Origin of the sequence: Pseudomonas syringae group sp. J309-1 (genome assembly GCF_032582135.1) — a bacterium.
GTDB classification, from domain to species: Bacteria; Pseudomonadota; Gammaproteobacteria; order Pseudomonadales; family Pseudomonadaceae; genus Aquipseudomonas; species Aquipseudomonas quasicaspiana.
The window spans coordinates 22,816-37,163 of record NZ_JAWHNU010000062.1 but is presented as its reverse complement, the minus strand read 5'-3'; the positions used below and the strand labels follow the sequence as shown (position 1 = coordinate 37,163).

11 protein-coding genes are annotated in these 14,348 nt (G+C 60.1%); all 11 read right to left on the bottom strand.

From position 1 onward, the window contains the following. Positions 1-904: 904 nt before the first annotated feature. Positions 905-1,117 carry a hypothetical protein gene (locus tag RX972_RS24770; RefSeq protein WP_027902894.1) on the bottom strand — a complete coding sequence of 71 codons (213 nt, stop codon included), beginning with the start codon at positions 1,115-1,117 and terminating at the stop codon, positions 905-907. A 77-nt stretch (positions 1,118-1,194) separates the two neighbouring features. Beyond that, positions 1,195-6,882, bottom strand: coding sequence for an AvrE-family type 3 secretion system effector (locus RX972_RS24765; RefSeq protein WP_316879418.1), 5,688 nt, complete (start codon positions 6,880-6,882; stop codon positions 1,195-1,197). A gap of 113 nt (positions 6,883-6,995) precedes the next feature. After that, positions 6,996-8,084 (bottom strand): type III secretion system export apparatus subunit SctU, encoded by a 1,089-nt coding sequence (sctU, locus tag RX972_RS24760; RefSeq protein WP_316879416.1) that lies wholly within the window; start codon positions 8,082-8,084, stop codon positions 6,996-6,998. Further along, positions 8,081-8,887 (bottom strand): type III secretion system export apparatus subunit SctT, encoded by an 807-nt coding sequence (gene sctT, locus RX972_RS24755; protein ID WP_027902896.1) that lies wholly within the window; start codon positions 8,885-8,887, stop codon positions 8,081-8,083. The genes sctU and sctT overlap by 4 nt, the downstream gene beginning before the upstream one ends. Positions 8,888-8,889: 2 nt before the next feature. Beyond that, on the bottom strand, positions 8,890-9,153 hold the full coding sequence (gene sctS, locus RX972_RS24750; protein ID WP_027902897.1) for a type III secretion system export apparatus subunit SctS: 264 nt from the start codon (positions 9,151-9,153) through the stop codon (positions 8,890-8,892). 7 nt (positions 9,154-9,160) lie between these two features. Next, complete coding sequence (gene sctR, locus RX972_RS24745) at positions 9,161-9,814, bottom strand: type III secretion system export apparatus subunit SctR (RefSeq protein ID WP_027902898.1); 654 nt, start codon at positions 9,812-9,814, stop codon at positions 9,161-9,163. Next, positions 9,811-11,001, bottom strand: a complete 1,191-nt coding sequence (locus RX972_RS24740; RefSeq protein ID WP_316879411.1) for a FliM/FliN family flagellar motor switch protein — start codon at positions 10,999-11,001, stop codon at positions 9,811-9,813. The genes sctR and RX972_RS24740 overlap by 4 nt, the downstream gene beginning before the upstream one ends. Then, the gene (locus RX972_RS24735) at positions 10,998-11,603 is read right to left on the bottom strand and encodes a type III secretion system HrpP C-terminal domain-containing protein (protein WP_122395118.1); all 606 of its coding nucleotides are present in this window, start codon (positions 11,601-11,603) and stop codon (positions 10,998-11,000) included. The genes RX972_RS24740 and RX972_RS24735 overlap by 4 nt, the downstream gene beginning before the upstream one ends. Further along, positions 11,600-12,076 (bottom strand): hypothetical protein, encoded by a 477-nt coding sequence (locus tag RX972_RS24730; RefSeq protein ID WP_316879408.1) that lies wholly within the window; start codon positions 12,074-12,076, stop codon positions 11,600-11,602. Before RX972_RS24730 ends, RX972_RS24735 begins: the two co-directional genes overlap by 4 nt. After that, complete coding sequence (locus RX972_RS24725) at positions 12,066-13,433, bottom strand: FliI/YscN family ATPase (RefSeq protein ID WP_316879406.1); 1,368 nt, start codon at positions 13,431-13,433, stop codon at positions 12,066-12,068. Before RX972_RS24725 ends, RX972_RS24730 begins: the two co-directional genes overlap by 11 nt. After that, complete coding sequence (locus tag RX972_RS24720) at positions 13,427-14,347, bottom strand: FHA domain-containing protein (RefSeq protein ID WP_122704421.1); 921 nt, start codon at positions 14,345-14,347, stop codon at positions 13,427-13,429. The genes RX972_RS24725 and RX972_RS24720 overlap by 7 nt, the downstream gene beginning before the upstream one ends. Position 14,348 lies beyond the last annotated feature (1 nt).

Genomic DNA, 14,348 nt, shown 5'->3' with positions numbered 1-14,348 from the left:
CCCGCCCGCAGATCCTGAACCGTGGGCCGCCGCAACGGGCCATCCATGGCCCGGTGCGGCTAACCCGGCGTCCTGCCCCTCTTCAACTCAAGAGCGCCCCACGCTCCAGAATCTGCGTTCGGCCAGCGTGATTTAACGGGGCGCCTCAGATCAAAATCAACAACGCGGCGGCCTGACAGCCGACCTGGTTGTTTGAACTTACCGGCCTACCTTCGACTAAGCGTTGTCGCTCGACAAGCACGAATCTTGTGGGAGCGAGGCTTGCCCGCGATCGCGTCAGCACAGGCAATATATTCATCGACTGACAGGCCGAATCGCGGGCAAGCGCGCTCCTACAGGGTCCGTGTTTGCTGCGCGACAGCGCGGTGTCAGGGATACAGGGCTAGCTCCCACATAAATAGCATCCAATCAACGACCTGTTTTCTTGGGTTGCTGACATTCTGTAGGAGCTGCCGAAGGCTGCGATGCGGTGTGTCAGATGACGTATGCGTTGGCTGTGCGGACGTCTCGCGAACAAGTTCGCTCCTACCGGTCCGACCGAGTTAAAACCGCTGCTTTTGATCTGCTTTTGATCTTAAGCGCCCCGTTAAACCACGCTGGCCGAACGCAGATCTGAAGCCGTGGGTAACCCGGCAGGACGCCGGGTTAGCCGCATTGGGCCATGGATGGCCCGTTGCGGCGGCCCACGGTTTCAGATCTGCGGGCGGGCATCCCGAGCCTAGGCGAGGGACCGAGTGGTGGGGCAAGAGCGTTTTGCTTACTTTTGCGCTGTTCAAAAGTGAGGCGCTGTAAAAGCGCAACCAATATCCGCCATAACGCAGCAACGGATATGCCCAAAGATAGGAAGTAATAAGCACCGAACGCGCCGCATACCGCAGCAACGTCCGGCCTGGAGAGGAGAGACTTAGTAAGTCGCTGGTTTGTTCTCGTTCGCGCTAGCGTAGGACACCGGTTCACCGCTTGGCCCGCCGCTCATCAGGTTTTTGACGGCGTCGAGGCCGCTGCTGGCCAGTTGCTGACCAGCACCCTGGGCAAGATTCGCCCCCAGGTCTTTACCGAGATCTTTAGCCATTGGAGCGGCTGCGCGTGCTGCGGAAGCGACGATTGCTGGGATCATGATGTTTTCCTTTCAGGGTTGGTAAAACAAGGTTGAGGTGAAACGAGGAATAACTTCCGGCGCGGCGCCTGTAACCATCACAGAGCGCCTGTACTGCGTGGCCCGCTGCCGGTATTGGCACTGTTGCTGGAATGCTCGACGGTGGTTTCCCCAGGCTTGGCCCGGCCAGCGTCTTCTTCGCTGTGCAGATCCTTCTTGTTGCGTGAACCTTTAATGGCATAGCCCTTGGCACTCATGTCATCGCGCACTGCCTTGTCCACCAATGGTCGTACCAGGAGACCGCCAGGCGTAATGCTGATTGGCCGGTGCTCCTCTTCCTGGCTGTACTTCAGGTCCAGCGATGCCAGTACCACCGAATCGGTGACCGATGCGCTGCTTTTGGCGCTTAACAACAGGCTTGGCGTTGCCTTGGCGTCGGTCTGGGTTGCGCCGCGCAGCAAGGTGAAGCGCTTGATCCGCACGTTGTCGTCATTTCTCAAGGCTTCTTCGAGTTTTTTCTGAATTTTCGGGTCTTGCCTGTTCAGGCTGTTCTCGATGCTTTCCAGTACCTTGGGTTTGAGCTCAAGGGTCACCTCCATGGACGTAGGACCGGAGTGTTCAGCGCGGCGGGCCATTTCCTGAAGCACGGGGCTCTTGTTGATGAAGGTGGCGATGGCGTTAGCGTTCTGGGTTGAGGTCCTGTCGCGCCAAGGGGCTGAGTCACCGACCAGACCACCTTTGCGCAGTTGCAATCCTGTGTTGGTGAACTTGTGTTCCCCAGATGCCAGCAGGCGTCCGCCGCTCTTGGACAGATCGTTGTTCTTGACCAGTTGCTGGACGCTGTAACGCAGCTCTTGCAGCGTCTCGTTGTCGTGAGGCAGATTGTCGAGATGGTCGACCACACCCTTTAGTGCCGCCAGATGGCCTTCCGGATTTGCGACTTTCTCGCCTGCATCAATGGCTTTACTGGCTTTTTCCAGCAGTTTGGAATCCTCCGTCGCCTTGATATCGGCTTTCATTGCGACAGCCAGGGTTCGAGCATCGTTGAGTACTTTGTTACGCTGCTCCTGGGTCGGCGCTGCAGGCAGGCTGGCGATGGCCTTCTGCAACGCGTCGACCTCATCATTCTTGGGCATGCTGTCATTCAGGCGCGGTAACAGCGTGCTCAAGTTAGCCACGCGTTCTCGCGCTGGCCGAGGTGGCACGGTTGGCGGCAACGCGCGGCCTCCCAGAGGGCTTGAGGGCAGGGCAGCCGAGGCTTGTGTTGGCTCGGGTGCGCAGCGCTCCAGCTCGGTCAGCAGGGCTTTTCGCTCTGCCAGTGCCTTGGCAATCTCTTTGTCTTTGAGCACCTTGCCCAACGACTTTTCCACGTCGTGCAACTGAGGCGTGGTCACGGCTTTGCCGGGCTTGAAGTTGAGGGTGAATTTGTCGTTTTTGGCCCGGTCTAGCGCGAAGCTGACGCTGAGAGCATCGGGCAGGACGGTCTGGCCGACCAGAATATGATTATTCACGCCCATGTTATTGGCCGTCTGGTCAGGGTGCGCGTTGCCGTTGGTAGCAAAACCGACCCGGGCATACGCCCCTGCGCTGGCGGAGGGCAGTGCCTCGAAGGCGCGTTTTACCGCTTTAGCATCTTGCCCTTCGCCTTTGTGGGTGGTGACCTTGGTGTTGGAATAGTTCACCAGCGTAGCTTCGGCGTTGATCCCGGCAGTAGCGCGCAGGAAGGCGTTCCATACTCCACCGCTTTCGTTGCGCAGCATCGTCCCGCCCAGGTTCAGGCGTCCCAGGTCGACGCCGCTACCGACGCCTATTGACCCTTGGTTAACTTTGCTTTTTTCCACCGAGCCGCCTTTGTCCTTGTCCAGGCGATACAGGTCGGCCAATGAAGCACTGGGATCCAGCAGGTTCTCCATGACGTTAGCCATGCTGGCGTTGCTGGCAGTCAACCAGCCTGCTATTGCGCGGCTCTGAGTCAGTTTGAAACTGGCGTCGGCACTGTACAATTCGCCGGCACTGCTCGGATTGCCCTTCGGCTCGGAGCTGAACAAGCGTGAGAAAACCGCCGAGGGTGCGTGGTAGTAGCCGACGTTCAGAAACTCGTTTCTGTTACGGCTGTTTTTCAGGCCCAGTGTCGTCGCATCTTCACCGCCTTCGGTTTCCAGGCTAATCCCATGTTCGCGCCCAATGCCGAAGTTGAAGTAAATTCCGCCGCCATCCGGGGTTAGCGGGACGAACACCGCAGGTGATGTAAAGGTCGCACCCTTGCTGCGCAGCAGTGAGGTGGCGTCGCCCACCTGCAGGTTGCCGAAATGGTCGCCGATGGCGCGCAGATCTTCAGAGAACGAGCGCGTGGTGTTGTAATTCAGGCCATGCCGACCGGTAAGCTCCCGGGCTACAGTGTCGCGAGCCTGGTGCAGCTTCTCAAGTTGGCGGTGGCTGACGATGCCGTTGTCGCTGAACAGTTTGATGTCGCTGTTTTCATAGGCCATGCGCAGGCCTTGTAACTGATCCAGCGTAGTGCTCTTGCCAGGCCCGACATTTTCGCTGTTTACGATCTGGGTCTGTCCTTGTTGACTGTGCACTCGCCCCAGAAGATCGCGCACCTGAAGAAGCGTCTGGGCATCGAGCAGCACACGATCCTCCAGCAGGCTGCTCTTGCTTTCGTTACGGCCTGTGTTGTCGTAGCCCGGTTCCAGTTGGCGGACTGGCAGCGTCAGGCCTAGCTGGACCAATTCTTCGAGCTTGGTCTGCGCCTTGCTGGTGGGGCTGAGTCCGCTGTCGAGCAAGGCATCCTGCATGACTTTGACTGCGCCGGTGGCCTTGACTGTGCCTGCGCCCGGGGCCGCGACCGGGACGTTGGCTGCCGCGGGTTCCAGGGCTTTACCGCGCTCATCGAGCAGTTTGTGAATCTGGCCCAGTCGGACGATTGCCTGGTAGCTGCTGTTCTCGATGTCTTTGTGCAGTGTTTCGAGGCCGGTATGCAGTTGCGCTTTTTCCAGGTCGGCGCGGGTTTTTGGCACAACCTTGCTGTCCAGCAGCGCTATCCCTGCCTCCAGCATCGGCCTGGCGGTTCTATTGGTGTTGGTGTTGGTGTTTGTGTTGGTGGTGGTATTGGCCTTGGCCTTGGTATTAGCGCTATCAAAACGCTTATACAGTCGCAGCGACTCTTGGTAGATCGGGCTCATGCCCGAGCGGCTGCGCGGGCCAGGGGTCAAGGCATGGTGGCCCGCAGCCTGCAGCTTCTGCTTGATGTTCTCGCCTGAATTGAATGCTTGCTTGAGTTCCTTGGCGTTTGCCTTGGGGGTTTCCAAAGGGTGGAAGTGGTGTTGATAGGACTCGCCCATCTTGCGAAACCCTTCGGCAGCGGTCTTGAAGATGTTCTTCGCGCCACCAGTACGCACATTGTCGGTGGTGGAACCAAACATGGTGGTGGTCGCCGAGCCGTTGGCATTGCCGATTTTGGCGGTTTTGTGATTGCGCGCCTGCATGCTTTCCATCTGGCTGTTGGCCGTTGGATTGGCCTGTGCCTTGGCCGGGCGCAGCACTATTTCGCCGAGACGACCGTAGGATAATTCCAGCGAATGGGTGGACGGTCCGGGCTGAACCATCTGACCGTTGGCATCAGTCGTACTTGGAGGCAACAGCGTGGCTTCGATCACCGGGCGTTTGTTTGGCCCCATTTCGACTTTGCCGATACTTACAGTCGCGCTGGACAAGTCTGCAGCGCTCAGGGAAATACCGGGTGCGAGCGTCTTTTTGACCTGGTCCAAAAGCACGTCTGTGCCGTCTTTTCTGGACGGGTCGGTGATGCCTGGCGAAATTGGATTTCCGATCCTTGACGTCGGCGGCGTACCAGGAGCACCCGGCGTAGCTGAAGCTGTCGCCGCGGTAGTCGCCATGGCAATGGCCGTCGCCGTCGCCGAAACAGGAGCCTGTGCAGGAGCAGCAACCGCAGCCGCCGCCGCAGGCGCAGAAGGTGCCTTGGTTTGCAGCCCGGCCGGCTTCCACGCTGCGGTCTGGCCGTGATGGCTCTGGGTCCACTGATCGTGGGGCAGCCGGTACAGATTGCCGCCCGCCGTCACGTACAGTTGACGAGACTGATCAAGCGCCACGCTGGTGACAGCCAGTTCTTTGCCTTGCGCATCACGCGGGAGCGGGATATCGACATTCAGCCCTTCGATGCTGGCTTTGAGCTTCGCTGGGACCCGTGGGGCCGCTTCGGTGAGCAGGGCAAAATTCTTGTCGTCGAGCACCGCACAATGGCTGACCTTCTCTTCGCTCAACGTTCGGCCCACCTCCGCAGCGGTCGAGCGACCCAATGCCACAGGTTCACCGTTGCCCAGCTTCAGTTTGGGCTGCGCGAAGCTGGCTTCCACTACCTTGGGTTTGCCGTCTTGAATCACATACGGCTTGTCGTCGAGACCGCGCACCAGTTGAGTGACGCCCTTGACGTGGAGCTTGTCCCAGCTCTGGGTGGTCTCGTTCCAGCCGCACAGGTCTCGGTTTTTATTCAGACCCAGCGCAGCGCCGCCGTGGAGGCGGACTTGCGTGTCATCGACGCCGATCCTTTCCGGCAGGCCGTTCTGGTTGACCAGATGCATCTGCTCGCTCAGCCGCCAGCCGGGACCCATTCTGCATTGGGTGGGCTCATCTTTATTCGAGGTAGTCATCGGCTGAATGAGCGGCGCACTGTGGCGCAAGCCTACGCCGTCACGTATCACTGCCTTGAGCGTACCGGCGTCTGCGATGAAGCCCTCGATTGCCGCTTTGTCGGCGGCCTCGATGCCTATCGCCTGATTCAGGCTTGGTTTCACAGCCTGGAGCGTCATGGTGGCTTTTGACTGCCAGTCATCGTTGAGCAGCTTGTGATGGAGCCCACCTTCCTTGTCCAGTACAAACAGCGTCGGGCTGCCGTGGGTGTGACTGGGCTTGAGCAACCCGACGCGCTGGACATCAATAGGGGTGCCATCGTGCTTGAGCAGGCTGAGTTCGACGCCTTGATTAGAATCAGAGCCTTCGGTGAGGCGAATCTTGCCGTCACGCTTTAACTGGACCTCATGGCTATCAATCGCGCTGTGGTCGCGTATGTCGTCCTTGTGTTTATACAGAATCATCTCGCCGCGCTGATCCAGCGACAGCCGTGAGATGTTGTTCTGCAGAGGCTGTGCCTGGGCCCAGCGTTGCGTCGCCCGGTCGAAGCTATAAAGGGTGCGATTGTGCAACGTGTGCTGGACGTTGTGCTTGTCGGTAAAAATACCGCTGCTTTCTGCCTGATGGCCTTTGCCTGCCGCGATCAGCGTGCTGACGCCCTGGGGCATCGACGACTTCAATGTGCTGATCACCGCATCGCTTTGCTGCACCTGGTGACAGTGGCCGTCCTGGTCCTGCATCTGGTAGCCCTTCACCCCGGGGCCCAGGTGATGCTGATTGATCGCGCGAATATCCTTGTAGCGGCCTTCGGCGTTGAGTTTCTGGGTGATCGCGTGGGCGGAACTGGAGTTGACCATTTGCAGGTCGGTGGTTTTACCGTCCCGTGGCACGCGCATCAGGTCGTCGTGCCACTCGCGTTGTTCGTGCTTGCCGACGTCACGCTGACGGGCGCGAAACATGCCGGTGAATTTGCTGCCCGCCTTCATCAGCGAGTTCGCCACACCAACATGTGATGGGCGATCGCGAAGCTGATTGAGTTTCGGGGCCTTGGCCTGACTGTGCAGGGGGGGCGCCGCAGGTGGCTGCTGGACCGTCTGGGACTGGCCATGCAAGCGCGATAGTAGTGAATTAATCATTCCGTGAATGCTCGCTCAGGGCTGATACCTGTGTGTGGTTCATAGCTCTGAAACGGTTCCCACACAGTCTGCAAGACGCTGGAAAGGCTTTTCAGGGCTTACGATATTTGTGGTCAGAGCATGTCGATATCGTTCGCCAGGATGACTTCCCGTTTGGCTTCATCGTCCAGTTGCTTGATCACGCCATAGATCTGCGCCACCGCCTGCAGCGTGTCGCGCGGGATGAAGCGACCTTCGGGCACGCGGTACAGAACACGGGCGAGCCACACGCACTGGACCACCGGGATGCGTTCGCGCTTTGCTTCCTCGATCAGCGCCAGGGCGCCGGCATCTAGATGTTTGCAATGGATGCGCGGCAGGGCTGTTTTGCCAGGTTTGTAATAGAGGGCGACTGCGTAGTGAGTCGGATTGACGATTAACACGTCGGCATCCTTGACCGGTTTTGGCGGCGCCTTGGGTGCCTGGTTGAGCAATTCGTGGGCGAGTTGGCGGCGGTGGCCCTTGACCTCCGGGTTGCCCTCGGAGTTTTTGTATTCCTGCTTGATGTCTTCCATGCTCATGCGCAGTTGCTTGGCGTGGAAATACTTCTGAATAGCAAAGTCCGCCACTGCGAGTACCAGCAATATCCCGCAAGTCACCCGCAGAATCCGGTGGAACAGCGTCGACAGGGCGTGCCAGAACGTCACCAGATCGGTGTGCACCAGGCTGACCAGCGTGCCGAGCGCGGGCTCGACGATGAACCACATGACGGTTGCGATGATCGCAGCCTTGACCACACCGGACAGGGATGTGACCAGGCTGCGCATGGTGAACATCTGTTTGAGATGGCTGAACGGGTTGAGCTTTTCCATGGTCGGCTTGAGCGCCTCGGGGGCGAACAGGAAGCCGAATTGCATCCAGCTCCCGACCAGGCGCATAAGCATGGCGACGCCCACGCTCAGCGCAGCAAAAGCGGCCACCAGCCAGACGCCCTGAGTGACCAGTTCACCCACGGTGCGCAGGAAGGGTTGGTCCATGCGCGTCATGGACAAGTTGATCAGCGCCTGCAGCTTTTCCATGCTGACGTCGGCCATGCCCAGAGTGATTTCACTGACCACGACCAGGATCAGCAACTTGGGCAGATCCTGGCTCTGCGCAACTTGCCCGCGCTTGCGTGCATCGCGAATCTGCTTGGGCGTTGCGTCCTGATTCTTCTCGCTCATGGCGTGGGTTCGCGAGGACCGGGGACCATCAGCAGCAGGGTATGCCGCACGTCCTTGAGCAGCTCAAGGCGCTCGGTGCCCAGGTCCATCAGGGTCGGCAAGTAGATCACCAGAAACGCGAGCCCGATCACGCACTTGGCCGGCATCGCGAGGATAAACACGTTCAGTTGAGGGCTGTAGATACCGATCAACGCCATCGCCGCTTCGACCAGCAACAACAAGGCAATGAACGGTGCCGAATACAGCAACAAGTGGGTGAAAGTGTCCTGCAGTATGCCTAGATAGACATCGAAGCCTTGTCCTTGCAGCGCTGGCCACCAGCTCGTTGCGGGCCAGATCTGATAGCTGTCCCAGATCACCTGCATCAGCAGCGGCAACCCGCCAATGATCATCAACAGCATGATCATGGTTTCTTCGAACAGATGAGATAACGGCGTCACATCGGCGCCCAGTGCCGGGTTGAGCTGGCCGCCTGTCAGCGCCCCACGCTGGTTGTCGAGCAACACGCCCACCGCGCTGAATAAAAAGAATGGCAGGTACAGCACCAGGCCCATCAGGGTGCCCAGTATCATTTCCTTGAAAATCAGAAAGAAGATGTCCGACCACGATTTGCCCAGCCGACTCAACTCCTGACCGATGCCCGGGGCGGGGATCAGCGCCAGCGCCGTCAGTACGGCATAGCGCGGCAGGCCTTTGAGGTGCTTGAACAGAAACGCAGGGACGAGAAACATGCAAGGGTAGAGGCGGGCCATGGACAAGGCGATGCCATTGAGCAGCTCGTAAGCGAACTGAGCGTCGAACATGCTCAGCCCTTACCGGTCTGGGCAATCATGTTGAACGCCAGGTTGGTCAATTGAATCAGCTCGACGCCGATCCAGCGACCGGTCATTGCCAGGGTCACTCCCACTGCGAGCAACTTGAGACCAAACGGCAGAGTCTGATCCTGGACTTGCATCAATGCCTGGACCAGTGACGTCAGCACACCCACCGCGACCGCCACGATCAGCGGCGGTGCGGTCAACAGCACCACCAGGATCATGCCCTGTTTGAACAGGTTCAAGGCTTCCATCGCGACCTCACATATAGGAGTAGAAGAGGCTGTCGAGCAAGCGCGTCCAACCGCTGACCAGCACGAAGAGCAGGATTTTCAAGGGCAGGGAAATGGTCATCGGCGAAACCATTTGCATACCCAACGCGAGCAGCAGGTTGGAGACGATCAGGTCAATGACGATGAAAGGGATATATATCAGAAAGCCGATTTCAAACGCCGCTTGCAGCTCCGACAGCACGAAGGCCGGGATCAGCAGCAGCAAGTCTTCGCGGCTGGCGGCGTCGGCCATTGCCTTGGGCCACATGCGCAGGGCGTTTTCGTGCAGGTGAGTCAGCACGTCGGGCTCAACATTGTGGGTCATGAATGCTTGAAGAGGGGCGAGCAGGGCCTGCGCGCTTTTGCCCAGGCCTTTTGTGTCATTGAGTTGCAGCGGGTGCTCTTGAGCGATGGTGGCAATTTCGGAAAACACCGGTGCCATGACAAACAGCGTGGCGGCGAGGGCAATGCCATACAGCGCCATGTTCGGCGGCACTTGCTGCACGCCGATGGCGTTACGGGTGATGAGCAGTACGGAAGCGATTTTCAGGAAGGACGTGCACACCACCAAGAGGAATGGCAGCAGCGACAATGCGCCGAGAAACAGCGCCAGCATGATTGGATTCGTGTCATTGAGCGTCATCCGCGCTCATCCAGTTGGGTAATCTGCAAACCGAGACGGCCTTCTACATCCACCAGTTCACCCTGGGCCAGCCTTCGCTCACCGTAGTAAAGACCGGCCAGCCCTGGCGTCACGCCGGGGACTTCAAGGATCGCGCCGGGTGCCAGGGTCGCGAGTTCGCCCAGGGTCAGGCGGATCTGGCCGCACCGCAGAGTCAGCGGCATCGCCAGGTCGGCGAAAGCTTCGGTAGGGCTTGCTGGCGACTGAGGTGACTGATCGGCCTGATCTGCATAGCCGTCCTCACCGTCAACATGCCCGGCAGGCTCGGTGTAGTACTGATCTGCATCGGAGTCGGGATCAGCCTCTTCAGCGAAAGCGTTTTCGGTATCGACCTCATCGGAATAACCGTCTTCATCCGCCCAAGGGTCGGTGTACTCGGCAATCGGTTCGTCAAGCTCATTACGGTCTGCCACCGTCGTCTCCTCGATTTCCAGAACTTCCAGTTGCAACCGTTCGGGCTGTTCGCAAACACGGACCTGAAGACGCCGCTGCCCCAGGGTCAACACACCAAAACCTGCGGTGTCGAAGTCAGCCTCGGCGGGGCATAGCACGTCACCAGGTCGCAAGGTTTCGAGCGTTTGTCGGGGGAGATTCAGACTGCCCAGACGCAGCGCGAAAGCCAGCGTTAACCCTGAGTGGTCGCGTGGTGGATTTACGTTCCATGCGGGCTGGTCGAGCCAATCGGCGAGCGCAGGGGCAGAGACTGCGAGCACACTGTCGACGCGACCCTGACTCAATTGCAGGCTCATCTCGCAGTACACCCAATCGGCCTGCGCTGTTTCAGAGACTGGAAGCGGTTTCAGTGTGCCCATGACAGCGGCCAGTTCTGCCGACAGGCCTGCGTTGTATAGCGGCCATAGCCAGTCTTCGTCGGCGTCTGCTTTTACAGACCCGACAGCCCCGGCAAAACCCGGGCAGCTCGACCATGCGTTAAGCACCGGTTGAGCATCGCTGAGCCCAAAAGTCCCTAATGCGCTGTCGAAGCATTGCAGCTCAGCGGCGATAGGCGCGCGGCGGCTGGCTTTGAGCGTCAGATGGCCTGTCTGGCCCTCCACGTTGAATGCCATCCACGGCTCGCCGGCCAGTTTGCGGGATAGGCGAGCCTGGACATGGCTGACTTGCCGCAGCGGCAGCGCCCGGGCATTCATGCGCACCCCCGGTGACGCACGCTGAGGTTGACGGGCTGACACAGTGCGCGGCTCAGATCGTCCTGGCAGCGCGGGTGGTTCTGACGCAGATGTTCGGCGGCATGCGCTTCTGCGCAATCCAGATCAATGTCCCAACCGCGTGGTGAGCGATTACGCGCATTCAGGCCGATGCGGCCCAGGTTCGGCATGAACAGCGTGGCTTGCAGTGACTGGCCGGTGCCAGCGGGCAGGCGCCCGGCCAGGTCATCGACCAGTTGGTTCCAGGCAGCGAAACCTGCGCTACCCATCCCGTCAGCCTGGCCTGCGAACGACTGGCCGCGTGAACCACCTTGCCCCTGGCCACCCATGCCGCCCAATGGCGCCAGGAGTTGCTGGAAAAAAAGCCCGTCGGCCATGCGTTCGGAATCGCCATGTCGGGCTTTGCCGCTGTCTCGCGCCGAAGTCTCTCGAGGTCTATCAATTTCGTTGGGGCCACGGCTTTGCGGGCGAGCACCTTGCGGTTGCGGTCTGTCCCGAGACGTATCGTGCTGTGGCTCTTGCCGTTCAGGCTTGGCAGGCGCGCGATGCTCGAGAATTGCGTGTGCAGGGCTGCTGAGATTCATGTCGTCTCCTTTGTCAGAGCCAGGGTTTCGCGCAGGCAGGCCAGTTTTTCCAGGGCACGCTGGCTGGCGCGCAATTGAGCCTCGGCTTCGCTGACACGAACATGCTGGGCGTCAAGTTCAAGATTCAGGCGTTGGACGTGGACGCGCAGCTCGGTTTGCCGGTCCATGAGTTGTTGCTCTTGCTGGTGCCAATGCTGGATAGCGTTGAGGCTCATGACTTGACCCTCACACTGCAATGCCAAGGCCTTGCGTGCCTGCTTTTGCTGGCGCAGGTCTTCGGCGCAGTCTTTATCAGCCTGTTCTATCGCCGCCTGCATCTGCTCGGCTTCCTGCCGGGCTTCGCGGCAACGTCGTTCCAGGCTGTGCTTGCGCAACTCGCGCAGCGGCGAGAGCAAGGTCACCACCTCGACCAGCGCGTCGCGCTGCGGATCGGCATCCGGTGCGGCTTCTTCAACCGACGGTCTACGGCGCATGGGCTGTCAACGCATAAAGTTGTTCAAGGGTGTCTTGCAGGTCCAGCGGTTCGCGCAGGTCCTGCTGCAAAAACTCGTTGATCTGGTCGTGCAACTGCACGGCGCAGTCAGTCATTGCATCGTTGCCGGGGGTGTACTCGCCCAGACGCAGGAGCATTTCCACTTGCTGATAGGCCGCCAGTAAACGGCGCAGGGTGATATTGCCGCGCTGATGTTGCTTGTCGGTCACGCTGCTGGTGATACGGCTGAGGCTGGCCTGCACGTCAATGGCCGGATAATGGCCACGCTCGGCGAGCTTGCGCGACATCACGATGTGGCCGTCGATCAGCGAGCGGACTTCGTCAGCGACCGGGTCATTCATCGAGTCCTGTTCGATCAGGACGGTGTAAATCGCGGTGATTGAGCCTTGCTCGCTACGTCCGGCGCGCTCCACCAGACGCGGCAGCAGGGTATAGACCGAGGGCGGCAGGCCACCGCGTCCCAGGGGTTCGCATGCTGCAATGCCGATCTCGCGTTGGGCCCGGGCGAAGCGGGTCAGCGAGTCGACTAGCAGCAGTACGCGTTTGCCCTGCTGTCGGTAGGCTTCGGCAATGGCGGTGGTTGTAAAGGCTGCGCGGGCGCGCTCCATGCTCGAACGGTCCGAAGTGGCGCAGACCAGCACCGAACGCGCGCGCAGCTCTTCGTCCAGTTCGTGATCGAGAAACTCGCGCAGTTCACGACCGCGCTCGCCGATCAGGCCAAATACGATCACGTCGCACGGCATATTGCGCGCCAGCTCTGCGAGGAGCGTGGTCTTGCCACAGCCTGCACCGGCGAACAGCCCGACGCGCTGACCTTCACCCAGCGTAATAGCCGCGTCGATGGCCCGCAGCCCGGTGGGCATGGCGTCGACGATACGGGGCCGCTGGGTGGGTGGAATGGCGTCGCAAATCACTGGTTGGGTCGGACGATGATCGCCGGGCAAGGCGAACGCACCGTCGCCCTGACCGTCCAGACGTCGGCCAAAACCATCCAGCACGCTGCCGAGCAGGCTGTCATCGACACTCACCGAGTGGACAACGCCCAGTGGCTCGATCCGCGCGCCTTGCTCGATGCCTTCTGGCGTACCCAGAGCGCTAAGCAGCGTGCAGTTTTCGGTAAAACCGACGATCTCCGCCAGCATCGCTTCGCCACCGGTTTTGTAAACGCGGCACAGGTCGCCTATTCGTACTGCCGGAACCTGGCATTCGAGCAAGATGCCGTTGACTGCGCTGACCCGGCCGCTGACCACCACCGGCGAGAGCTTGTTCAGGCGTGCTCTATAGGCATCGGCCCACTCTGCCAACGGGACAGTTTCGGCCAGCGCTGCGCTCACCATTTCACCTCGTAGTGCTCGTCGCCGTCGAACTCGACGTGGTTCTTGTCGATCTTGGTCAGGCGCAGCCCATCCACTTCGTCGCCGAGAAATAACCGGCGGTTGTCAGCCAACACCACGTGGGCACGCTTGCCGCTGGCGATCTGCACGATCTCGAAAGGCAGTTTTCGACCGAATGGCTTGACCTGATCGAGCACCGCCACCGCGCTTTTCTGCTGCTGGCCGAAGCGTTCCAGCATGCGTTTGTACAGCGCCATCTGTTCAGGTGTTAACGAGCCTTTGAGTACGATGCCTTCGGCGCTGGTGCTCACGCTGACCGTATCGCGCAATTCACGTTCGCGGAGCATGACTTGCAGTTTTTCCGCGGTGTCCGTAGCGCTCAGGGCTGAAGGTTCGCGGGGCTGAGTGGTCGTAGGCGAGGGGCTCACGGGCCCTGGTGTGGTCAATGCCCAGGCACTGCCCGCCAGCGTGACCACAATCCCTGCAATGGCCAGGCGCTTATGCAGCGCCGGGCGTTTGGCGGGTTGTGACGGCGAGGGGGGAGCCTGGGATTCGGCGCGGGATTCGCCGAAGCCTGACGGGGCGGATTCGCTGGAGGGTTTCGGTTCGACCACCGCTGGCCACTGCGCTGTACTTGCCATGATGCTCAACTGCACAGTGCCCAGCCGGAACGTCTGTTCAGCGGTTAGCGCATTCAGGCTGTCACAGGGCTGGCCCTGCTCGTCGAACAGCGAGCCGTCTTCTGCTTCCAGGCGCCAGGTTTCGCCGTCGCACGTTAATCTGCAGTGGCGTCGGGCAATGCCGGGATCCTGCAGCAGGAGATCGTGTTGTTCGTCGCTCCCGACCAGCCAGTGGTCGCCAATCAGCGGTAAGGCCGCACCGCGGTGCAAGCCGTTCAATACGCGTAGTTCGTACATC

Bases quoted from the DNA above. Each gene is read 5' to 3' on its own strand.
- RX972_RS24770 (WP_027902894.1), bottom strand. From the start codon at position 1,117: ATGATCCCAGCAATCGTCGCTTCCGCAGCACGCGCAGCCGCTCCAATG.
- RX972_RS24765 (WP_316879418.1), bottom strand. From the start codon at position 6,882: ATGATTAATTCACTACTATCGCGCTTGCATGGCCAGTCCCAGACGGTC.
- sctU (WP_316879416.1), bottom strand. From the start codon at position 8,084: ATGAGCGAGAAGAATCAGGACGCAACGCCCAAGCAGATTCGCGATGCA.
- sctT (WP_027902896.1), bottom strand. From the start codon at position 8,887: ATGTTCGACGCTCAGTTCGCTTACGAGCTGCTCAATGGCATCGCCTTG.
- sctS (WP_027902897.1), bottom strand. From the start codon at position 9,153: ATGGAAGCCTTGAACCTGTTCAAACAGGGCATGATCCTGGTGGTGCTG.
- sctR (WP_027902898.1), bottom strand. From the start codon at position 9,814: ATGACGCTCAATGACACGAATCCAATCATGCTGGCGCTGTTTCTCGGC.
- RX972_RS24740 (WP_316879411.1), bottom strand. From the start codon at position 11,001: ATGAATGCCCGGGCGCTGCCGCTGCGGCAAGTCAGCCATGTCCAGGCT.
- RX972_RS24735 (WP_122395118.1), bottom strand. From the start codon at position 11,603: ATGAATCTCAGCAGCCCTGCACACGCAATTCTCGAGCATCGCGCGCCT.
- RX972_RS24730 (WP_316879408.1), bottom strand. From the start codon at position 12,076: ATGCGCCGTAGACCGTCGGTTGAAGAAGCCGCACCGGATGCCGATCCG.
- RX972_RS24725 (WP_316879406.1), bottom strand. From the start codon at position 13,433: ATGGTGAGCGCAGCGCTGGCCGAAACTGTCCCGTTGGCAGAGTGGGCC.
- RX972_RS24720 (WP_122704421.1), bottom strand. From the start codon at position 14,347: ATGTACGAACTACGCGTATTGAACGGCTTGCACCGCGGTGCGGCCTTA.